The organism is Sphingomonas abietis, assembly GCF_027625475.1.
Classification (GTDB): Bacteria; Pseudomonadota; Alphaproteobacteria; order Sphingomonadales; family Sphingomonadaceae; genus Solisphingomonas; species Solisphingomonas abietis.
Window position 1 is genome coordinate 1517224 of the sequence record NZ_CP115174.1, and the last position, 20844, is coordinate 1538067.

Here is a 20844-nt window from a genome sequence, read left to right on the forward strand (position 1 = left end):
GGCGGCGGCACTCCTGTGGCTTGATCTTACCATAAAGAGATACCTGCGAAGAGGCTCGAAAAGTTGCGGAGCTTGCCGGCAAGGTAAACCGCGCCCGGTACCATGGGCGTTCACTACCCGAACGCGGGCGTCGACATTTTCTCACGGCCGAAACGTCGAGAGAGCTGAGATCAATGCAGCGGTGCCGCCGGATCGAAGCTGTAGCCGATCTTGCGGTATCACTGACCTCCACACCAGACGTGCCGATCGCCCCATTGGATAGGGTCGCCGTCAGCCGGGGCTGCTGAGATGCGCTCCATATAGAAGGCACTGTTCGCCGGGTCGCCGACCAGGTCGGTGGTGATCTGCAAGACGGCCTCGCCCGTGTCCGGCTTGGACACGGGCGCCGCCTGCATGACGCGGGCGGTTCTCATGCCGCCTTGGCGACGATCAGCGCCGCGATCGTGCCGGCCGTCGACGAGGTGGCGTCGTCGAACACCGACTGCACCAGCTCGTGCGCGAAATCCGTCACGTCGGCGATTGCCTTGGTCGGATCGCCGACGAACTCGAGCGCATCGCTTGCGACGGCCGCCACCACCGCATCGCGCTTCTGCGCGCCGGTCATCGGCTGGGCCGGCTTGGCGACGGCTTCGATCTGGGCTTCGATCTTGCCGACCAGACCCTTGTCGGCCTTGGCGATGGCGACGGCATGGGCGACGAGCGACAGTTCGATGCGCCCGATCACGGTCCCGCTCGTGGGGTGCAGGATCGAGGCGATGAAGGTCTTGATGGACATGGTCATTCTCCTTGGGGTGATTGGGGTGCGGGGGTGACGGTCACGTCACCGCTATCGGTCGTGGCGACCGGCGAGCGGCTCGACGGGATGCGCAGGACGCCGATCAGGCCGCCGGTGATCGTGCCGAGGCCGAAGACCTCCATCTTGCCCATGAGGCCGGGCGAGAGGGCGGCAGCGATCAGGGCCGCCACGAAGACGATTGCCAGCGTGGCGAGGGTCGCGATGCATGCGACGAGCTGCTCCCGCGGGCTCACGCCGCGTTCGCCGGCAACAGGCCCTGCGCGAGCACGCCGCGGACCTTGGCCGTCACCTCGCCGCGCGTGATGTCGCCATCGTGGTCGAGATCCAGCCCGGCGTTCTGGAGATAGAGCTTCGGGTTCGGGTTGCCTCTAGTGAACAGCACGGCGCTGTCGGGCTTGCCGACCCCTGCCGGCCAGAGGATGGCGCAGTAGAGGTCGCCGAGGTTGTGGAGGTTGCCGCGATACGGCCGGAAGTAGAGATCGACATAGTCGAGCTGCTGCTCGGCCGTCATCGCCGCCAGCTTCGCGGTCGTCGTGCATAGCAAGCCGGCCGTCTGGGGCATGAACTGGATTAGGCCGACAGCCCCCGAACCCGCGCCATTGCGAACGGACGGGGAGAAGGTGCGGCCGGTCTCCCATGCCATGCAGGCCATGAGATCGGAGGCCGAGCAGCCGAGGCCATCGGCGATCGCGCGCACGCGGTCACGGAATGCGGGCGAGACTTTTCGCCCCCATGCGAGTGGGGTCATGGAAACCTCCATCAATGTCGGTGGTTGTGCGTGATGAGCGGCCGCCCATCCCTCGCTAGTTTGGTGCGCCTCCTGTGCGTAGCCCCGCCGCCACCCTCGCTAAGCGGCGGCGGGGCCTTCACGGAACGTTAGGCGGCTTAGGCGCCTCTTCATCATCGCTAAATGCGCCCAGGTTCCTGCGGACGAAGGCGAGCGCCACCCGGATAATGCCGACACCGAATGCCCCAAGGCCGGTGCCATAGCCGAGCGCAACGAGCGGAATCGGCCGCAAGGACTGGATGAACGCGAAGGTGAAGAACAGGGTGAGCAGCGTAACCGGCGCGTCGACCGTCCAGCGGTGCTCCGGCTCCGTTTTGCTGACGTAGAACCGCACCGCGAGGCAGGCGAGCAGGCCGGCGATCATCGGGCCCCAGTCGAACTCGTAGCCGAGTGCGCTGCCCGTCATCGGCTGGACAGGCGCGATGCGATCCGAGGCGACCGCCGCGCTGGCTCCGATCGTGAGCCCGACGGCCGCGAGCTTCACCGGAAAACGACCACGGCGATGGCGCAACCCAAATAGCATAGGACCAGTCCCCCAGGTCGTTTGAGCAGCGGCAAGCTGATCCACATGTTGATCGGGTGCGGCTCCTTGCGGAGCTGGTAGGTGATCCCTGGCAAGCTCAGGAATAGCAGCGCCAGGCCGAGGAAGCCGATGTCGGCGCTGACTGGATCGAGCATCCGTTTGAGCGCCATGCCGCGACCATCGCCGTGCGCGTCCAGCGGTCCCCATCGCCACAGACTCTGCATCTCGGCAAAGCATCGCAGAGCGAAGGCGAATGACCACAGCATGCCGATCCGCCGGTAGAGCTGGATAGGCGACGACCATCCGTCATGATCGGGGCTGTTCTCCGGGGCGAGGAGGCACCGAACGCTGTCGGTCGCCAGCTTGAGGAACAGCATGGTGCAGACGCCCGTACCGGCGAGGAAGACGAAGAGGTTGAGGATATAGAGCCAGTCGTGCCCCTCGAAGCTGGGCGGCGACAGCGCGGGCGGGCCGGATGCGAGCGCGCACGCGGCCATGCTGTTGGCGACGCTCACGAGCGGCGCCCCTTTCGGGTCGTCATGGATCATCCTTTCGGTGACTGCTGATCAGAATCTTGATATGGTCGGACCATGACCCAGGCGCAGAGCATCCTCGCGGGAGCTGTTTTACTGGCAGTGGTGCTGTCCAGGGATCGCTTCGCGGAGATCTGGCGATCCTTTTCTCGCTACAACGAGGTTCGGGCGACGAACGAAAAACGGCTGCGCGACCGCGGTTTCTGCACTATCTGCGAGCGCAGGGAGAACGTCGGAACCGATGGCGTCTGTGACGACTGCCATTGATTTGGCGCTGGCCATTCCCGTTGGTATCCCTGCGGGCTAGAGCGCCCAGTGATCCTTGCAGGCGGCGATGAAATTCGCGAATGCCGCCTCGCTTGTGCCCCCTTGGCCGTATGCGCGGTCGAACATTGCGAACATCGACCATGCGCCGTTGAGCTGCTGATTGTTCGAGCCGGGGTAATTGCCGAAAGGCTGGGGATTTGAGCCCGCTACAGCAGGATAAGCGACCGGAGCTACAACGGAATAGGTGGCGACAGCCTTATTCAGAAAAACACGTGCCGTCTTGCTGGCAGCGTCGGCGCTGACACCCAACAGTGTCGGCGCGTTGACCGTCATGATTTCGGTCGAGGTGTACCCGCCCTGCCCGGATACAGACCCATCGACATCGATAGCGACCGCGCCCCCGGTCGCCGTCCCGACCTGAAAATCAGCCGCGCTGGTCGTAAACAGGAACGGGACGCCAGAGCCGACCAATGATGCTGGCTTGAACACCTCGACGATCGTGAAGCTCGGGGGCATCTGCAACGAGGCCCTATAAGGTGGCAGACCTGTGCCATCCAAAACGATGGCAGGCCGCCCGCTGATGCCGGACGCCGCATAAGTTTTCGTGCTGCCCGCGACAGCTACAGGATTCAGGCAGTCATCCACGTAGGCCGAATTAAGCGATTGAGCGAGAAGACGAGCGCGGGAGAATGCGATCAGGCCCGGCACGACGATAGCCGCATTGTCGACCGCATCCATGTCGACGGCCGGCCGGGTCGTGTCGCCATTCGCCGTGCTGGTCTGGATCAGGGTGACGGGGTTCCAGGTCATGTCTCTGTCCTTAGCTGATGGCGACCGGGATCTGCTGAGTGCAGGCCCAATTGTAGAGATGCGTGGTCCCGTCCGAGGCCATGTCGGTCGCGGCGTCGCGAAAGTTAGAGCGCGGTCCCGTTGTCGGGCCGGCATTGTTCGTGGATGTGCCTTTATCCGCAATACCGACTTGGTAGCCGGCGGTGGGCGCCGATGCTGCTGAGCATGTGACGGTGCTTCCCGACACGGTGATATTGCTCAGGGCAATTTCGGTGCTGCCGCTGAACAGCCGCAGGCCGTTTTGACCCGGATTACTCACAAGTGCCGTATCCAGCACGAGCGGCCTGTTGAACGTGATCGTCAGCGTCCCACCGCTGTAGCTCGCGGCTGTGGCATAGAGCGCGCCCGTGGTCGACCCGCCGCGGAGCAGTGCCATTGCCCGGCCGGCATACTCTCCAAGCACGCGATATCCATGCGACGTCATGTGGATGCCATCGGACGCGTAGAACGGGCTCCAATATTGCGGGCCGATCACAGCGAATTTCGTCGGATTTGCTATCGCGAGATCGAGGATGGCCGCAATGTTAGGAGCCGTCGCATACCAATAGCCAACGGCAGTCCACGACGACGGCTGCCAGCAAACAAGGCGAACCTGATCGGTGCCACCTCGGATGGCATTGATATCGGCGGTCAGGTCGGATTGTAGCTGAGCCAGAGCGGCAGAATACGTCGCATAGGCGGACCCATAATCCTGCTCGCCCTGATCATAGGTGATGAATGGCAGCTCGAACGCGACGCCGAGCACGTCGGCCATCGCCTTGGCGCGCTCGACCGACCTGATCAGATTGGCATAGGGCTGCGTGCCTTTCGACAGGGCTGCGATGGGAGCGCCACCGATGCCGAAACTACCGAAAACCATTGCGGAGGTCGTCTCGATCGCAGACGCCAGCCGGAAAGCCTGCCCTGAAAGCTGCGTCTCGCCGAAATTGTTCGTCAGGCCTTCGCGAAGGTCTACCAGGGTAAGCACCTGCGCGTCATCCAGGATACGGGCATTATCAACGCCGTTTTGCCAGGTTGGCCCGGCCAAGGGGCGCGACCCACCATCGAACATCAACGCCCTGCCAGGCGAGATCGCCGCTGTGGTGTAGAGCGCCCCGCTGGCATAGCCGACCGATAGGCTCTGACCGTACATCGGCAGGAAGACGAGCCTCGAGCAGCCAGTATATAGCGTCCAGGGGATCGTACTGAACTGCCGACGCTCCCGGACGCCGCCATGGCTGTCACGCCACTTCAAGAGAGGGGCTGAATACGTGGGCGGGGAGAGGATCGTGCCGACAGGCCCGGCCACTCTGATGTCGGCGGACCCGGTATCAAGATAGACCCCGGACGTGTCGACGAACGGCGTGAGAGATGCGCCTCCGCCGCCGTACAAATAGCGGCCATTCCGATCGACGATCGAGAAGGCGCTCGTCCGCCCGGGGAAAACGGAATATATATTTAGCGCCGGGGCAGATGAACCGACCGATTGCCCACCTGCTTTTGGCGTGGCCAGAATCGGATAGCCGATTTTATCGATCCAACCATCCGCATATGGCGATCGCGCCGGGAAAACCCGAACAATCGTCGCGACTTTAGACCTCTCGTCGGCGCGCATCACGACCTTTGTGGTGCCATCCGTCAGCTGGTCGGCATCGCGCAGCTCGGCGTCCGTTGCTAGCGGCGCCCATGCGTCATTGCCCTGCCCGGCGCCGAGCACATAGTCCCGGTCGCCCAGCACGGTGATGCGCATGCCGGCTGCGCGCCGGCCTGCCGGGATCGCGTCGCGCGTGGCGATGTCCGCGACCGGGTAGCTGCCGCCGATGATGTCGGGCGCTGCGAGGGTGCTGAACGCCTGCTCGCGCGACTGCGCCTCAGCTTCGATGTCTTCGCCGTTCTGCGCGATAGCCTGCCGCTCGGCCGCGGTCATGATTTTGGCATTGGCTGTCTCGGCGATGTCGCTCGCATCCGCGACCTTGAAGGCCCCGGCCGGCAACAGCTTGGAGAAAATCGGGGTCGTCATGCGATCACCTCGAGCAGGACGTTGGTGCCAGCCGCGACCAGATCGGACAGCAGGAAATCACGATAGAGGACGGCCTGGCCGGTTGCGGTCGTGTGCGATCTGGTCGCGATTCCTGGTGTCACGGCGAAGCCGCCGAGCTTGAAAGTTGCTGGATCGGGCAGGGAGGCTGGCTGCGAATACCAGACGTACCCGTCTGCGGTCGTGGTGAAGGACAGCGTGCGAGACACTGCATCGGCGAACCACGACTGCGACATGCCATTAACCGCGGCGCTGGTGAGAACTGCACCGTTCGACGTGGTGATGGTGCCGGCGTGGCCCTTGTTGAGAAACGCGATCGAGGCGGACGCGCTGTCGGATCGGGGCGCGCCCGGCGCGTTGGCGTCCGTCACCGCCAGGTCATAGGTGTTGGATGCGGAGACGTTCGCAAAGGTGGCCGACCGGTTGCCGGCGGAGACCGCCGCGCCCTCGAGGGTCTGCGCGGTCGGCGTTCCCGCGATACTCCATGCGACCGCGACGCTCGATACCGTCGAGCCTAACTCCGCCTGCGCCGGTGTGACCGACATGCCGGTGATGCGCAGCCCGCCATAGTTGACCGCGGCCTCGGAGCGATCTGCTTCCGCCTTGGCACGTGCGACCAGCTTGGACAACTGGTCGATGGTTGCCATTCCAATCGAGACGGTCGCCGCCACGAATTGGAGTGCGTAATCGGAGCCGCCATTGAGCGGCACGGCGACGAGCGGGGCCGGGGTGGCCTCCTTCGTGACAGTGCCGACGACTGCCACGGGGCCCGCGATCCACTTCGTCGACGGCAGCCCGGGAACGGTGACGAACAGATCCCAGGCAAGATCCGCATTATCGCCGACCTCCGACGCCGCCGGGAAGTTGACCGAGCCCGCGACCTGCACGTCGAGGAAGGATACGGGCAGCAGGCCTGTCAGATCGGTGCCCGCCAACCGGACGCCCGAGACGGTGCCGTCAGTCGTCTGCGGCAGATCGACCACGGGGGCGCCCGCTGCGTCGGGGTAGAGACGGACCTGCGCGTGCCAGGACGTGCCGGCGAGGCTAAGGTCGATACCGGTGATGGAGATGCGCAAGACGCGAGGCGCCCCGCGGTCGATGCTCAGGGGCACCGACACAGCGTCGATCATGTGATGTCTCCGATTACTTCGAGTTCACGTTTTTGCCGCCGCCGACGTTGCCACCGCCGCCACCGCCGCCACCGGTTGAGCCGCCGGTAGACCCGGATGCGGGGGTCGTGATGTAGCCGAGGTAATGGCGCCCCGGATGCGCCGTGGTCGCGGGCAGTGCATCATCGGGATCGGTGCTGGCGAGATAGGTGACCGCGCCGCCGGCACGCGCGGGGTCGTCGTAGAAGAGGGCATAATAGGTGCCGAGAGCGAGGCCGGTGATAGATCCGGCGTTCACCGCCACGGTCTTATCCTGATAGATCCGGTTGTGAGCAGAGATCGAGACGGTCGACGCAACTCCGGTGCTGTCGATCACGGCCGTTGGCGCGAAGCTGCTGTCCGGCTTCGAGTTGACGATCAGCTGCGCGACATCGCCCGAGGTCTGGAAAACGCCCGCCGTCGCCGGACCAAGGATGAGGCGGTCGCTGGGGACGCCGCGCAGGATGTAGCGGATGCCAACGTCATAGGCCGTATTCTGCGTAACGGTGTTGAAGACCTTTCGCGTTACCGTCGGATCGTCAACGCTGACGGATTCCCATCCATCAGCGTCATCCTGGCCGGCAACGTGCAGCCGAATGTCGAACAGCACTGAAGAAACGCTCGGCTCTTCGACAGCCCCATCCACCTCGATCGCTGGGACCGACACGCCGCCGGCCCTCAGCGTCGTCCCGTTGATCGTCCAGGCGTCCGCCGACGGAGCGTCGACGCTTGGGTCATAGGCGATGCTGGCGGTGGGCGGCGCGACGCCCGTCTGACCGAGAGCGAAGGCGTGCTTTCCATCAGTCTCGGAAACTATTGTGTAGGTGACGGTGCCGGTCTGGGCATCGAGATCCCGGCCGGTGATGAGCGCTTTGATCGAAAAACCAGCTTCGGGATTGAAGGTGACGCAATCGCCGATCCGGTAGTTTAGCCAGAACGGCCCGAGGGGCACCGTGCCAGGGCCCGCCTCCCGCGCGTCGCAGACGTCATAGGTCGCCAGCTGCGTCGCCTGGGTGACGTCCTGCACCAGCGAATATTGGACCTCCTTCGTCCGCTCATCGCCATCGATCGCGACATAGTCCGCGACGATGACACCGGGCGCCGTGACCATTTCCCAGTCGTGGGCCTCAGAGCGATACATCGGAATCACGCCGTTGATGCGCGAACGCCGCGGCTGGGTGCCGGCGAAGCTGCAATCGCCCATGATGTCGGCGCTGGTGATCGTCGCCAGGCTGACACGGGGATAGCGGTTGAGGCAGACGATGACCCCACCGACGAGCGACGGCTGAGCGCCGCCCGCCTGGAGGATCGCCTTCAGGCTCGACCATGGCGCGTCCGGACGGGTGACGACCTGCCCTCCGATCTTCCACCCGCGGGCATCATTGAGGTTGGCGCCCTCGACGAAACTGGCAACGTCGATTTCGGCAAGCTTGGCGCCGATGCCACAGACGCGCTTACCGTTCTGATAGCGGCCCATGGCCCATGTCAGGCCGTGGAGATGAGGATCCTCGCTGTAGACGTAGGTGGACTCGTCGAACGCCCGGCAGGAGCCGGATCCGCCCGGATACGTGCTGTCCTTGCGTGGATCGTAGACGTAGACGCCCTGGAGGATCCAGAACATCTGAGGCTCGGTCGTGAGGGTGTTCTTGCCCTTGCCGTCATATTCCATGCTGACGAGCGTCGCAGCCAGGCCGGATAGCTTGCTTGTTGCCGACCAACCGGGAAACGCGCCAACGAGCGGCTGCATGGCAGCAGCCTCCGGAGTCTGCCCGCGCTGCCAGCTCTGATAGACCCGGGTGCTGTAAAAGCCGCTGGGCGGAGTGCCATTTCCGCCGGGAAACGCCAGCGTCGTCTTATTGGCGAAGCTTGCCTCGAGTGCGTGGATCGGGCCAATCGACAGCACGGTGACGAAATGCTCGTAGGTGTTCTTGCCCCCCGATCCGCGCTTGCCGACGATATTGCCCGACGTGCCGGTGCGCCCCATGACGTAGGGCACGCCGGCGTAGGGATCGGCCTTCCACTTGGTCTGCGATCCGCCGCCGGACGGCTGTGGCGCGATCATGCTCAGCGCGGTGACGGCGCCAAGCGCGACGATTCCGCCCAGGATCGCGCTGGCGGCGCCCGCCGAGACGCCAAGCGTGCCGACCGTACCCGCCGCAAGATAGGAAAAGGTGAGCGACGCCGAGAAGCCGGACGCCGCACCGGCGGTGACGACCGCGAGGGTGACAGCGGCAACGACGAGCGCCGCAATCTTGACGATCTTCATGCGGGCACGCGCCAGGCGGCGACCGGATTGAGCAACCGGAAGTGTGTGCCGTGTGGCGATTCCTCGACGAAGCCAACGACGACCCCGTTCCCGAGATAAACCGTCAGCGCATCCATCGCACCGACGCTCGGCCCTGCGACGATGTCCCCGACCCATGCGCTTGCCGGCGCGATCTGTTCGAGCCCGAGCGCGTCCAGCTGCTCGGCCAGCGATGCGAAGCCCAGCCGGCCGATCGCGCGGCGCGCACCGATCGCGGTGTTATAGGCGCCGAGCTTGGCGCGAACCGCTGCGATCGGCGTCGCGAGCTTGGTGAACTGAGCGAGGTGGTCGAGCGCCATCTGCCCGCAATCGCCGGTGCCCCATGCGAACGGCCGTTCCATATAGGCGTCGAGCGTCGCCTGCGCCGCATCGCGCCGGACGATCAGATGATGATCCATCGTCAGGTCCTCTTGTAGGTGATCTGGCCCATGCTCGGCATGTCAGTGCGGGTCTCGACGGCGGTGAGGTCGAGTTTCTGACCCCAGGGCACATAGGTCTCGACGTCCGTGACGAGCGACAGGCCGGTCTCGCCGGGGAAGACCGACTGATGCCAGCTGTCCGAGAGTCGCTTGCCCTCCTCGGTCTGGAACATCCGCTCGCCGACGCCCGTCACGCTATATTCGAGGCGGCGATTGCCCTTGCCCCACTTGATGATCGGCACGTCGAGCTGTCCCGATTGGAGCGTATAGGTGCCGATACAAAGGCCCGTAGCGATGTCGAGCGCGCCCATGGACACTGTGACCTGCGAGCCCTGCACGGTCGGCTGCACGAAGTCGGCCAGCGCCGCCGTGGTCGACGGCAGGAGCGAGATGGTCACCGCCTTCGATTTGTCGCCGACCGCGTCGCCCAGGCCCTTTATGCTGTCGAGCACGCCATAGGTCTCGTCGCGGCCAACGAAGAGCCGATTGCCGACCATCACCTGGCCGGATCCGTCGAGCAGGAAGAGATCGTAATTCGGCAGGTTGATCTCGACCATGCCGAACAGCAGCGGTCGCTCGCCGCGGAGCGCCGCGGCGAGGGCTGGGGATAGCTCGGCCATCGGCTATTCGTCTTCGGTGATCGTGATCGTGCCGAAATCGAACCACGGCGAGGTGTCGCGATCCCAAGCCACCTCGTTTCCGGCGAGCGAGCCCTGGATCATCGGCCGGCCGAACTCGCAGACGTCACCGTCGGCGGGCATGACGCGCAGCATGGGAAAGATCTGAACGGTCGCGCCGCCGGACGCATCGAGGAAGCCTTTCGCGGACGCGAAGTAGAGATACCGACGTCCGTTCGTGACGATGCTGAATGCCTGCCCCTCGCGGATCGGATAGGCGGGTGTGCCACCCTTGACCTTCAGCGACATGCCGCTCTGGCCGGCGCCGTCCACGACGATCGCGCCCGGCGAGCCAGGCTTGAAGCCATCCTGCCCAAATGGAAGGAGCGCACCGAAAAGCTTTGCCATGCGGAGCCGGGCCGACCAGATCCGGCCGAACGGCTCCGCCCTCATCCTTGGCAGAACGAAGTCGAGCGAGTGGCGCGTGCCGAGCCGCATCAGTGTCTGCACCGGGCCGCCGAGGGCAGGGGTAAGCGGGCCGCCCCAATCCAGCATGTGGGGCTTGTCCGTCTTCAGCGCCGGCTTTTCCGGCAGCAGGATGGGCCCGGTCACTGCGGGATCGCCGAATAGGCATCGTCGTGGCGATCTTCGGCCGCCTGGTTCGCTCCAGCGATGATCGCCGCTTGGGCGTGGCGCGCCGAGATATCGCTGACCACGGGGCGGAAGAGCGCGCCCTCCTCAACCTGGACGAGGATGTGAGCCGGGCCGACCGCGCTGCGCGGCGACGACAGCGAGCGCATATCCGAGGGGGACAGGTCCGCTTGCTGGACGCCAGAGGGCAGGCCACCCGCGGCAAAGCCCCGAAAGGTGCCCTTGTTCATCTGATCGATGATCGGCCACCACTGCTTGACCGCTCGCTCGTTGGCGATGCCTTCGCCGTTCGCGACCCGAATTAGTTTACGGCCACCGACCAGCGCGAGGATGCTGTCCGACGTTCCGGTCCCGGCGCCCGAGATACGGTTGCCGATGCGCGACGGGCTGGCACCCCTGGCGAAGCCCGGAAGTCCCCCCATCGCGAAGCCGGCCAATCCGCCCGACGAGAGCCCCGGCACAAGGCCGCCATCCTTCAGGCCGAAGAAGCCGAGGATTGCCTTCTCGATCGCGATGCGCGCGAGATCCGCGATGATGGACGTCGCCATTTTCTTGAAGGCGCCGGACACGGATTCCGTGCCGGAAATCAGGCCTTGCAACCCATCCTCCAACCCCTTGAGCCCATCGACGGCGACACCCTGCAAGGCGTCCCCCATGTCGCCGACATTCGCCTTCAGCTGGTCTTTGTAGGAATCGAGTGGGCTCTGATATTGTTTGGAGAGGTTGGCGCGCTGCTGCGCCTCGATCTCCGGCAGGCTCTGAGACTCCTGCACAGCGGCCGTGGCGCTCTGCGGGTCGCGGCCGAAATTGTTGATCCGCTGCGCGATGCTATCCCGGTTTTCCTCCTGCTGCTTGGCGAGGGCATCCTGAGCGAGTTTATACTGCGCCGGCCGGCCGACGGCGCCTTGCTGACGAAGCTGAATGAGCGCGAGATCGGACTGGATCTGGGTCCGCGCGGCCGTCAGCTGCTGATCAAGGAGATCGTTCATCTCCTCTCGCTTGGCGCGCTGTTCCATCAGCTGCTCGGTCATCCCGTTGATGACCTTCAGCTGGAGCGCCTCGGCGCTGGACAGGCTTCCGGCAGTGACCTGATCGTCGAGCGCCTTGTCGCGCGCATCGAGGTCCGTGCGCAGATGGGTAATCGAGACCGCATAGCGCTCCTGAGCCGTGGTGCTCAGGCCCAACATCGCCTGCGAATAGTCGCTCTGCGCCTGCCGCAGCTGCCCCTGGAAGGCGCGATCGTCGTTCGCATCCTTGCGCGTGGCGGCCTGCTGCCGCTTGGCGAGCGTCTCGGACGAGGGGCCTTTCGGGCCTTTGGCACCCCACGCGACGTGATAGTGGTCGCCTTCGTCGAGCCGCTCCGTGAGATGCACGCCCTGAGCGGCGAACGCCTCGACGATCTTCGCAAGCGTCATGCCCGCCGACTTGGCGACGTCGAGCGCCTGGCCGCGCTCATGTTCGCTCGTGCCGGGCTTCGCCGCCAGCGGACCTTTCCCGGCCTTGTAGCGATCGTACAGCACCTGCTGTTCAGCGGTGCTGCGATAGCTGCTGGTGACGCGGCCGCCGATGCCCTGAACGATGCCCTCGGCCTGCGCGACCGTCACCTGGCGGCCGGACTGGCGGTTGTCGTTCACCGCGGTGCGCTCGGCGGCCTTCTTTGCCTCGGCGACCTTGATCTCGGCCGCTTCTTGGATCGCGTATTTCGTCAGGAGCCCGGCGAGGCTGGAGGCCAGCTTGTCATTAGCCCGCGCGGCCTCCGTCGCCGCGTCTGACATGTGGAGATACTTCTGCCGGATCGCCTCGATTGGGTCGGTAGCGGCTTTCGCTGCCTCCTTCGCCTGATCGATCTGAGAACTTCGCACGATGCCCTCGGCATCCCGAATGCTCGATGTTTCTGCCGCGGCTTTCCGTTCCAGGGCGGCGGCAGCCATGCCCCTACTGGCCTGCGCGGCTTCGTCGCCGGTGTCAGGGCGAGATCGAAGATTTTGAGCTTCCGCAAGATACTGATCCCGGCGCGCGCGAGCCGCTTGGATGTCACGCTGTGCCGCGGCGATATGGCTTGCAGCGGCATTGCTGTCGTTGTCGTCTGCGCGCCTCTTCTCGGCATTGTACTCCTGCAACGCCTTCGTCGCGGCCTCGGTGCCGAATTTCTCCGCACTTAGCGCGTCGGCAAGGGTGAGGACTTTCCCCTTCAGGCTATCGGAGGCGTCGCCGGCACCAAGCAGATGCTCAGTCAGGGGGATGAGGGCGGCCACCGCGACGCTTATCGCCAACCCCCATGGACCACCCATGAAGCCCGCGAATTTGCCCAATGCGCCTTCGCTAGCGTTGCTCTGCGCCGCGAACATCGTCATCGCTTCGGTGATGCGGCCCATCTCCATCCCGAGCGCTCGAACCGGGGACTGCCCAGCAGCGACCGAGTCGGAGAAGGAGCGGATCACATGCTCGGCAATCATCCCCGAGGCGCCCATGCGGGTGTGGGCGGCGGCGTTTTCGCCCTCAGCTTCGGTCGACGTCCCCAACGCGGATTGGAGGCGGCGGAGAACGGCAATCCGCTGCTCGATTCCGACGATGTCCTCTTTCGCCGCAAGCGCTTGCGTTTCCAGCACGACAGCGAGTTCGCGCTCTCCAGCGGAAACGGATGTCGATGTCGAGACCATCCGGGTCTGCGCGTCGGCAAGCTCGCGATAGGCAAGGGCCGTCGCGCGCGCGGCAGTAAGCTGCTGCTCAGCCGCGGCAACATTGCCGGTCACGATTGACCCGGCGGTCATCGGCTTGGACAGCGTATCCTCGGCCGCGGCGCGGATATTCGCGAACGTCTTTCGATACGTAGACTCCAGCTGCCGGGCGGACTGGGTGAGGTCACCGCCGCCAAGCTTGCGGAAATTGTCGGCCACAACCTGCTGCAAGTCACCAGACGCAGCGCCAAGCTCAGCAAGGCTGGTTTTCGCGACCTTGGCGGCGCGTTGCAGACCATCGGCGCTGCCGCTGATCTGCAAGAACAGGTTTTGGGTGGTCGCACCGCGTGCCATGTGCGTCTCCCTGAAAAGAGGAAATCAGGCGGTCGGGCAGTCGGCTTTACCGCTGCTGAAGCGCTTTGTTCGCTTCTCGCCTGGCATCCACCATCGCCCAAAAGTCGTGCGGCGTCGCGTTCCAGAACTGATCGGGCAACCAGCCGAAAGCATCCATCGCGACGCCGCTGAGGCGACGCCAGCGTTCATCCGGATCTACCGGGCTGGCGCCGACGTCGCCTTCACTTCCCCCGATGCGGTGCGCCCGCCGGTCGCAGCATCTGTGAGGCAGACCACGAGGACGGCCGCCGCGTGCGGGATGCCGGCCTCGATGATCAACTCCTCGATCCGCTCCGCGCCAACATGCTGAGTTGCCTCGTCCTTGGCTCCGGCCCGGATCAGCTCCGAGGCGATGATGCCGAGAAGCTCGATCGTCAGCTCGCCCGCGCTGCCCAGCTGGACAAGCGCGAGGATGGCGTGGCCGGTCTGTTGCTCAATCAGCTTGAGCGCGGAATGGGCCGGTCGGAGGAGGTAGGTCACGCCGTCGAGCACGATCTCATGCTCGCCGCGTGCCTTGTTGGCCTTCGACGCGCCAGGGGCTTTCGCCACCGGTTTACTGCGGGGCGACTTCGCCATGCGGCACACCTTCCTTGAGAATGTCGATCACCTGCTCGCGCACGGCCGACAGGTCGTCTTCGCCGATCATCGCGACCAGATCGGAGGTCGGCCGGGGCTCGACGAGCAGCGCCGCCAGCACCGTCGCAACCTGCAACGGTGTCGGCGAGCGTGCCGGGTTGGTGAGAGCCGCCAGATGCTCGGCCGCATTGCAGCCGGTCGTGGCGACGAGCCGCTGATCGAGATCAGCGGGACGGACAGCGTCGAGCGCCTGGGTGCCGATCGTGACCATGATCAGGCCAGCGTATCGACGGTCGGCGCATCGGCGAGCGAGAGGCTGACCTTCACGTCGACGGTGCCGTCCTTGTTGAAGGTGCGGCTCGTGATGGCGCCGTAGACCGACGCGGAGAAGATGGCATCGGCGACGACGCCGGCGAGACCGTTCTTCCGGATCTGGAAATTGAACGGGATGCCCGCATTGCACTGCGTCTCGAGGCGCGTGTAGCCGTTGACGTCCGGCAGCTTGACCTTGACGTCGAGCTCGCCCTTCCACGCGACGTTGCCGAAGGCGCCGGTGTTGAAGCCCGCCGTCGTCTTGTCGGAGGTGTCGATCTCCTGCGGGTTGCGCGTTTCGCTGAACGTGCCCTGGCCCTTGATCGGATTGTAGGTGCCGGCCGTGGCGCTTTCGAGCCATGCCAGATACTGGTTGCCGAGAAGAACGGCCATCGTAGGTCTCCTTGATTGCCCGGTTCAGGCCGGTTCTGCACACACTTCCCACGTCGACAGGCCGGCGTAGGAAACGCCGTCGGTGCCCGTCGCTGTATCGTCAGCGAGCCAGTCGATCGGCCCGCAAAAGGTCACGCCGTCGAGGTCGTCCGGCACCTTGCCGAACAGCGCCCAATAGGCAGCGTTCATCATCGCCAGCAGGCCGCGCCGTTCCTCGCCGCGGTAGACGAAATGGACATCGACGGTGATGCGCTTGCTGGTGTCGAGCTTGCCGCCGAGCGGCTGAACATTCATGTCGCCGACGACGACGAAAGGTGGCTGGGTGTCCTGCGGCACGGCCTGATAGACCTTGCCGGTGAGCGACGGCGCGCCGTTCAGCAGCAGGAATACGCGATCTTGAGCCGCCTGGAGGACGTCCGGCGGGATCAACTCGTCAGCCATCAGTTGCTCCCACCCGCTCGCTGAAGCACCCGGTTCCAGAAGTCCGCGAGGTTCTCGCCTGCGTCCAGCGCGGCGGATTCAGCAGCGGGCGTTCGAACAAACGGCCGCGCGGGTGCCGGGGCCACTCGCATCGGATAAGTCTTGAACAAATCCTCGGCGCGCTTGCGGCCGTGCAGGGTGCGGGGCTTGCCGCCGACGCGGCGCCGCCGCTGGACCGACACGACCTGGCCGCGCCGGCCAAACTCCACGAACCGGCCATAATAGAGGCCGCCGTAGCTCGTCTTACCGCTCGCCGAGCTGGTGTTCGAACGGTTGAGGAGGCCGATGCGGATGGTGTGACCCCCGGCGAGGACCTGCACCGACAGGCCGCGCCAAAGGTCGCCGGTCCGGATGGGCACATCCTGCTTCTGCGCGGCGAGGACTGCGGCGCCCATCTTCGGCAGCGTCGTGCGCAATTGCTCGTCAGCTGCTTTCGGCAGCGTGTCGAAGAGGGCGGCCATCGCAGCGGCGCCCTTCAGCGTCTCAACCATCGGGGAGCGCCTCGACCGATTCCGTATCGGCTTGAACGATCTGGCTCTCGCGCATGCCATCAGGATCGACGACCGATCTGACGTTGAGTGCAGTTCCGCGGTAGCGAAGCTGATCGGTGTCGCGGATGCCGGATCCGAAGCGGACGGTAATCCGGAAGAATTGAACGCCCTGGACTGCCTGCGACAGCAGAACCTCGCGCCCGTTCTGGCTGGTTACCTCCGCCCACCGCGTCGAAACCTTGACCCAGTCAACCTTCCGGCCGCCGAGCCCGTCATCCACCTTCTGCTTGCGCCAAACCTCGATGCGGTGCCGAAGCCGGCCGGCCGACAAGCCCATCAGTCCGTCGCCCACTGGCGAAGGGGGGTGAGCAGCCATGTCACGGACAGCGGAAGCTCAATCGGCGTGCCGCGGATATCGACGGCGACGCTCTCGCGATTCCGATACCAATGCCCGATCAGCAGCAACATCGCCTGAGCGACCGTCGCGAGATCGTCAGCCGTAAGCGGCGACACGAGATAGGTGATCGTGACGGCGCCGGGCCGATTCTGCGTCTTCGGCCAGCTACGACCAACGGGCGCGAGGAGCGCCGGCGCATCGACCAGGTCGGCGAAATAGGTGGACGGATCGAGCGTCTGCTCGGCCCCCGCCTCGTCGAAATAGGTCACGCTCGTAACCGAGGCGACCATGCCACCCGCGAGGCAGATATCGCGCGAGCGCGGGCTGCATGCCTCAAGCGGGATGATGGGGAAGGGGCTATGCTCTTCGCCGGGAAAAATATCGAGGTTGAGCACGTCGGTTGCGCCGACGACTGAGCGGTTGATCTGGTATTCACACGCGCGCCGCGCGGCCATGATCATCCCGGTTAGGTACGCGTCCTCATCCGTCTCGCCCTCTTCGAGGCGCAGGTGCACCTTCAGCTGATCGAGCGAGACGGGTTCGGTCATCGGATCAGGCCTTCTCGGCCGCCGGCTGCGCTTCGTTCTTCTCGGAATAGGCGATGCCCTCGGGATCGTCGCACGCCCAGCCATCCTTGACGGCCGCATCGGCCTCCTTGGTCGGCAGGGTCAGGACGTGGTGGGGGCGGTGCTCTTCGTGCGCGACGAGGACGCGCACCTTCTTCGCGGCGGACTTGACCGCAGCATCCGGATTCGTGGCCATGGGTGGCTCCTTCATTGTTCGGAAGAAAGCGACCGGCGCGCCTCAACGCGCCGGCCCAGGGTGTCGTCGGCCGCGGGGGAGGCGCCGACGGGTTCGGTTAGGTCGCCGAGTTCTGGTAGTAGGCGACCGGTGCACCGGCGGTCATGAGGTTGCCGTCGGCGCGAGCCCAGGCGAGGAAGCCGATCTGGCCCTTCGACATGAAGGCGCTGTCGTCGAAGCGGAACAGGGTCACCTCGAGGATGTCGCGGATCATGTACTCGTGCATGTCGCCGAAGATCATCGACTTCGCGTTCGCCGCCATCACCGGCATGTGCTGGTTGATGGTGTACGGGTACGCGTTGAAGGTGTCCGGTTCCTTCTTCGAATAGTCGCCGGGAAGCCACAGCGGACGGTTCTGGTTGTCCTTGATCTTCTTGAGCGCCCGAAGGGTCGTGTCGTGGAACATGAAGCCCACGTTCGGCATGCCACGATACGCGGGATCGACCGAGTGGATGAGATCGATGATGTCGTCGGGCAAAACGGTCGTGGTCTGTCCGGCGGCGCCGACCTTGCCGGCCGCTGCGGCGGTGACGATGCCGCGCGGCTGCGCGGTGCCCGTGCCCACCGTGAAGTAGCGGTTCTGGGCGCGCGCGATGCGGGTTGCGGCCGCCTTCCGGATATACGCCTCGACGTCCATCCCCGGGCCCTGATCCATCAGGAGCTCGATCGGGACCGTGAAGATCTTGGACGAGAACTTGAACGCCCCGATCTGGATGGTGCCGAAGGTGATGTCCTGCGAGGTGGCCGGGGTGGATTCGGCGACGATCTCGCCCTCCTGGCCGGTCTCGTCGACCGTCGGGTACGGGAACGGGTTACCGCCGGCGGTCTGGATGACGTTGGCGACGTCGCGCATGCCGCCGAAGGACTTGAGAGCCTCGATCAGCTCCGCGCCGAAGCCGGTCGGGACGAGATAACCGCCGGCCGCGCCGTTGCCCTGCTGGCCGGACTGAGCGGCCTGCGGCCGGCCAGTCCGGAGGATCAGAGACTCGTCCTGCGAGATGCCGCGTTCGCCGTGGATGAGGAAGCTGCGGAACGCATTTCGATACTTGCTGGCGTGCTCGCGCTGGTCGGGCGTCAGGCTCGCATTGATGCGGTCCTGCGTCTCGCGGTTCGTGTCGTCGCGATCCCTCTCGCCGTCGATCTTCGCCTGCTTTTCCAGTCGGTCGATCTGGCTGTCGAGGAGGTCGATCTCCGCGTAGATCTCGTCGACCTTCGCCGAGATTTCCTTGGTGAACTTGGTGGTGGCGGGGTCGAGAAGGTTGCGGGCTTCCAGCGCCTTGGCGTTGCGCTGGTCCCGGAGCGCCTTGATGGTCATGGGGATTGCTCCATAAAAAAGCCCCGCCAATGGCGGGGTCGTGGTGGGGCGTCCGGGAAGGATCGCCGTCAGAGCGGTCGCTTAGGCGGCCGTTCGCTCGTAGAGCCCGAGGCGTGCGAGGTTGGCGACGCGCAGCGCCTCCAGATCCTGGTCATCCTCCGGGGGCTGCTGTTCGGTGAGCGCCTTGGGCGCCTTGTCGTAGACCGACAGGTTGAAGGTCGAGGCCTTGGCCTTCGCGTCGGCCTTGGCGGCCGTGGTCGGCATGACCGAGTTGCAGAAGCCGTTCTCGACCGCCTCGGCTGCGTCGAACCAGGTCTCCGCTTTCATCCATGCGAGGATGTCGTCGGCCGACTTGCCGGTCTTCGCCGCGTAGTTCGAAACGATCGAGCTATCGACCTTGTCAAGCAGGTCAGCGGTGGAGCGCAGATCGTCCGCGTTCCCCATCATCATGGTCCAGCCCTTGTGGATCATGACAAAGCCGCCCTCGGCGATCTCGATGGTGGAGGCCGCGAGCATGAGGAAACTGGCGGCCGACGCGGCGAGGCCGTCGATCTTGGCGGTGACGGTGCCGGAAAATTCCGACAGCAGCGCCATCATTGCGCGCGCCTCGAAGACGTCGCCGCCCGGGGAGTTGATCCGCATCACCAGCGTCGATGCGGTGATGCCCTGCAGGGCGTTCGCCAGGTCGGCGGCGGAGACGCCCCAATAGCTGTCGATCACGTCGTAGATGTAGATCGTGGCGGTATCGCCATCGATCTCCGAGCGGATGCCGGCGCCCTTGCCAGCATTGTCCCGCGCGAGCGCGAAGAGCTTACGATGCATTGCCCGTTTCCTTCTCGGGTTGGACCAATGGCTCGCCCGGCGGGGCGTGACCCATCGGCGAGTAGATCTTGTCGGCGTTCGGATCGTCGCTCGGCGGTAGGCCGGTCTTCCGGCGAGCATCGTTCTCCGACATCCAGCCAGGCAGCTGGTTGCCGCCGAGCGCGGCGCGGAGATATTCGGAGATCGCCTTGCTATCGGCGCCCATCAGGTGCTCGTCGTCGAACGACACGAAGAGCTTGGAGCGCTTGGCACCGACGATCGGAAACAGCTTCCGGCTCAGCTCTTTCGCCACCCGGATCTTGTGAGGGGCGACCGAGTAGCGATCGAAGCCCAGGTTCTGCTGCTCGATGCCCGTGCCCCAGTTGCTGGCGCCGGCGGTTTCACCGATCATGTGCGGGGGGACGCCGAAGACGCGGGCGACGTCGACGGCCGAATAGGCGAGCAGCTCGAGCAGCTGCGCGTCCTTGGCGGTGACCGTTACGCGGTCCCATTTCGCTCCGTTTTCCAGGAGCAGGGGATTATGCGCGTTGCTGATCCCCGACGCGCGCTTGCGCAGATAATCCTTGAAGTCCTTTCGCTGGTCGCTCGAAATTCCACCGTTGAAGGTGAAATAGTCGTTCGTCAGCAGCCCGCGCTCGAATTGGCCGGCGGTATAGTCCCGCGTGGCGAGGCCGACGCCGATCGACTGTGCATGATGCTCGACGGTCGAAAGGGCACGAAGGCCGTCATAGGTCTGACCCGGCCCCTTGAAGTGCAGGATCTGGCTGGAATCGAAATACTCGACTTCCCCGTCGAGATTGATGATCCGATACCACTTCGTCTTGCCCGAATAGTAGGGCGTGACGCGCGCCGGATGGTAATAGTCGAGGTCATGAATGACGCCGTTGCGGGCCTGGCGGATCACCGCGTAACCGTTGCCGCGCAGCATCATGGCCATGGCCTGGAGCTCAATGAACTCGGGGCCCGACGTGTCGTCGTTCGCCTCGTCGGTGAGGAAGCGCGTGAATTCGTGATCGTCGAGCCGCTTCTTCGAGCCGCCGGGGAGGCGCTCGTAGATGCCGATCGGGTTGCACATCATGGCGCCGGCGATGAGCGTTACGCAGCGCCATACGGCCGAGAGGCGCATGGCGGTCTCGGGCGTCACCGTCATCCCGGCGGCGCGCTGACCGCCGCCGAAGAATTCCATGATGGCGGCGTCATCGCCACCGCCCTGGATGATGAATCCGCTGTCCACAGCGGCGTTCACGCTCGGGGTCGGGGCAAGATCGCGGCCG

The 20844-nt window shown here is 65.0% G+C and carries 27 protein-coding genes; 1 reads left to right on the top strand and 26 read right to left on the bottom strand.

The genetic code is table 11. The features are described 5' to 3' along the window. Window positions 1–218: 218 nt before the first annotated feature. The 6 genes from PBT88_RS07350 to PBT88_RS07375 all read right to left on the bottom strand — a co-directional run bounded on the left by PBT88_RS07350 (window position 219) and on the right by PBT88_RS07375 (window position 2621). Window positions 219–413 (bottom strand): hypothetical protein, encoded by a 195-nt coding sequence (locus PBT88_RS07350; RefSeq protein ID WP_270078545.1) that lies wholly within the window; start codon window positions 411–413, stop codon window positions 219–221. After that, on the bottom strand, window positions 410–775 hold the full coding sequence (locus tag PBT88_RS07355) for a hypothetical protein (RefSeq protein WP_270078546.1): 366 nt from the start codon (window positions 773–775) through the stop codon (window positions 410–412). Before PBT88_RS07355 ends, PBT88_RS07350 begins: the two co-directional genes overlap by 4 nt. A gap of 2 nt (window positions 776–777) precedes the next feature. After that, the gene (locus PBT88_RS07360; RefSeq protein ID WP_270078547.1) at window positions 778–1029 is read right to left on the bottom strand and encodes a hypothetical protein; all 252 of its coding nucleotides are present in this window, start codon (window positions 1027–1029) and stop codon (window positions 778–780) included. After that, entirely contained in the window at window positions 1026–1544 is a 519-nt protein-coding gene (locus tag PBT88_RS07365) for a lysozyme family protein (protein WP_270078548.1), read from the bottom strand. The genes PBT88_RS07360 and PBT88_RS07365 overlap by 4 nt, the downstream gene beginning before the upstream one ends. A 118-nt stretch (window positions 1545–1662) precedes the next feature. After that, the gene (locus PBT88_RS07370; protein ID WP_270078549.1) at window positions 1663–2067 is read right to left on the bottom strand and encodes a hypothetical protein; all 405 of its coding nucleotides are present in this window, start codon (window positions 2065–2067) and stop codon (window positions 1663–1665) included. Then, a complete protein-coding gene (locus PBT88_RS07375; RefSeq protein ID WP_270078550.1) occupies window positions 2064–2621 on the bottom strand; it encodes a hypothetical protein in 558 nt (185 codons plus the stop codon). Before PBT88_RS07375 ends, PBT88_RS07370 begins: the two co-directional genes overlap by 4 nt. A gap of 75 nt (window positions 2622–2696) precedes the next feature. On the opposite strand from PBT88_RS07375, the gene PBT88_RS07380 reads away from it, so the two are divergent. Further along, entirely contained in the window at window positions 2697–2906 is a 210-nt protein-coding gene (locus tag PBT88_RS07380) for a hypothetical protein (protein WP_270078551.1), read from the top strand. A 36-nt stretch (window positions 2907–2942) separates the two neighbouring features. Here the strand turns inward: PBT88_RS07380 and PBT88_RS07385 are convergent, their stop codons facing one another. The 20 genes from PBT88_RS07385 to PBT88_RS07475 form a co-directional block, all read right to left on the bottom strand. After that, the gene (locus tag PBT88_RS07385; RefSeq protein WP_270078552.1) at window positions 2943–3716 is read right to left on the bottom strand and encodes a hypothetical protein; all 774 of its coding nucleotides are present in this window, start codon (window positions 3714–3716) and stop codon (window positions 2943–2945) included. 10 nt (window positions 3717–3726) lie between these two features. Next, the gene (locus PBT88_RS07390) at window positions 3727–5754 is read right to left on the bottom strand and encodes a hypothetical protein (RefSeq protein WP_270078553.1); all 2028 of its coding nucleotides are present in this window, start codon (window positions 5752–5754) and stop codon (window positions 3727–3729) included. Beyond that, entirely contained in the window at window positions 5751–6902 is a 1152-nt protein-coding gene (locus PBT88_RS07395) for a hypothetical protein (protein ID WP_270078554.1), read from the bottom strand. The genes PBT88_RS07390 and PBT88_RS07395 overlap by 4 nt, the downstream gene beginning before the upstream one ends. A 13-nt stretch (window positions 6903–6915) precedes the next feature. Continuing rightward, a complete protein-coding gene (locus PBT88_RS07400; RefSeq protein ID WP_270079201.1) occupies window positions 6916–9186 on the bottom strand; it encodes a hypothetical protein in 2271 nt (756 codons plus the stop codon). Beyond that, window positions 9183–9623 (bottom strand): DUF6950 family protein, encoded by a 441-nt coding sequence (locus tag PBT88_RS07405; RefSeq protein ID WP_270078555.1) that lies wholly within the window; start codon window positions 9621–9623, stop codon window positions 9183–9185. Before PBT88_RS07405 ends, PBT88_RS07400 begins: the two co-directional genes overlap by 4 nt. Window positions 9624–9625: 2 nt before the next feature. Next, a complete protein-coding gene (locus PBT88_RS07410; RefSeq protein WP_270078556.1) occupies window positions 9626–10264 on the bottom strand; it encodes a hypothetical protein in 639 nt (212 codons plus the stop codon). Window positions 10265–10267: 3 nt separating this feature from the next. Continuing rightward, window positions 10268–10873 carry a hypothetical protein gene (locus PBT88_RS07415; RefSeq protein WP_270078557.1) on the bottom strand — a complete coding sequence of 202 codons (606 nt, stop codon included), beginning with the start codon at window positions 10871–10873 and terminating at the stop codon, window positions 10268–10270. Then, a complete protein-coding gene (locus PBT88_RS07420; RefSeq protein ID WP_270078558.1) occupies window positions 10870–13944 on the bottom strand; it encodes a M15 family metallopeptidase in 3075 nt (1024 codons plus the stop codon). The genes PBT88_RS07415 and PBT88_RS07420 overlap by 4 nt, the downstream gene beginning before the upstream one ends. A 46-nt stretch (window positions 13945–13990) precedes the next feature. Then, a complete protein-coding gene (locus PBT88_RS21160; protein ID WP_407696527.1) occupies window positions 13991–14101 on the bottom strand; it encodes a phage tail assembly chaperone in 111 nt (36 codons plus the stop codon). Between the two features lie 38 nt (window positions 14102–14139). Next, a complete protein-coding gene (locus PBT88_RS07425) occupies window positions 14140–14559 on the bottom strand; it encodes a GTA-gp10 family protein (protein WP_270078559.1) in 420 nt (139 codons plus the stop codon). Then, window positions 14537–14830 (bottom strand): hypothetical protein, encoded by a 294-nt coding sequence (locus tag PBT88_RS07430; protein WP_270078560.1) that lies wholly within the window; start codon window positions 14828–14830, stop codon window positions 14537–14539. The genes PBT88_RS07425 and PBT88_RS07430 overlap by 23 nt, the downstream gene beginning before the upstream one ends. 2 nt (window positions 14831–14832) lie before the next feature. Then, window positions 14833–15264: a hypothetical protein gene (locus PBT88_RS07435; RefSeq protein ID WP_270078561.1), complete on the bottom strand. Its 432-nt coding sequence runs from the start codon at window positions 15262–15264 to the stop codon at window positions 14833–14835. 24 nt (window positions 15265–15288) lie between these two features. Beyond that, window positions 15289–15705 (bottom strand): tail completion protein gp17, encoded by a 417-nt coding sequence (gene gp17, locus PBT88_RS07440; RefSeq protein WP_270078562.1) that lies wholly within the window; start codon window positions 15703–15705, stop codon window positions 15289–15291. Next, window positions 15705–16235 carry an HK97 gp10 family phage protein gene (locus PBT88_RS07445; protein ID WP_270078563.1) on the bottom strand — a complete coding sequence of 177 codons (531 nt, stop codon included), beginning with the start codon at window positions 16233–16235 and terminating at the stop codon, window positions 15705–15707. Before PBT88_RS07445 ends, gp17 begins: the two co-directional genes overlap by 1 nt. Then, window positions 16228–16572 carry a phage head closure protein gene (locus PBT88_RS07450; RefSeq protein WP_270078564.1) on the bottom strand — a complete coding sequence of 115 codons (345 nt, stop codon included), beginning with the start codon at window positions 16570–16572 and terminating at the stop codon, window positions 16228–16230. Before PBT88_RS07450 ends, PBT88_RS07445 begins: the two co-directional genes overlap by 8 nt. Continuing rightward, window positions 16572–17180 carry a head-tail connector protein gene (locus PBT88_RS07455; RefSeq protein WP_270078565.1) on the bottom strand — a complete coding sequence of 203 codons (609 nt, stop codon included), beginning with the start codon at window positions 17178–17180 and terminating at the stop codon, window positions 16572–16574. Before PBT88_RS07455 ends, PBT88_RS07450 begins: the two co-directional genes overlap by 1 nt. A 4-nt stretch (window positions 17181–17184) precedes the next feature. After that, the gene (locus tag PBT88_RS07460; protein ID WP_270078566.1) at window positions 17185–17394 is read right to left on the bottom strand and encodes a hypothetical protein; all 210 of its coding nucleotides are present in this window, start codon (window positions 17392–17394) and stop codon (window positions 17185–17187) included. A gap of 97 nt (window positions 17395–17491) precedes the next feature. Then, window positions 17492–18748: a phage major capsid protein gene (locus tag PBT88_RS07465; RefSeq protein WP_270078567.1), complete on the bottom strand. Its 1257-nt coding sequence runs from the start codon at window positions 18746–18748 to the stop codon at window positions 17492–17494. 81 nt (window positions 18749–18829) lie between these two features. After that, window positions 18830–19570 (bottom strand): head maturation protease, ClpP-related, encoded by a 741-nt coding sequence (locus PBT88_RS07470; protein WP_270078568.1) that lies wholly within the window; start codon window positions 19568–19570, stop codon window positions 18830–18832. Then, complete coding sequence (locus PBT88_RS07475) at window positions 19560–20816, bottom strand: phage portal protein (RefSeq protein WP_270078569.1); 1257 nt, start codon at window positions 20814–20816, stop codon at window positions 19560–19562. The genes PBT88_RS07470 and PBT88_RS07475 overlap by 11 nt, the downstream gene beginning before the upstream one ends. Window positions 20817–20844 lie beyond the last annotated feature (28 nt).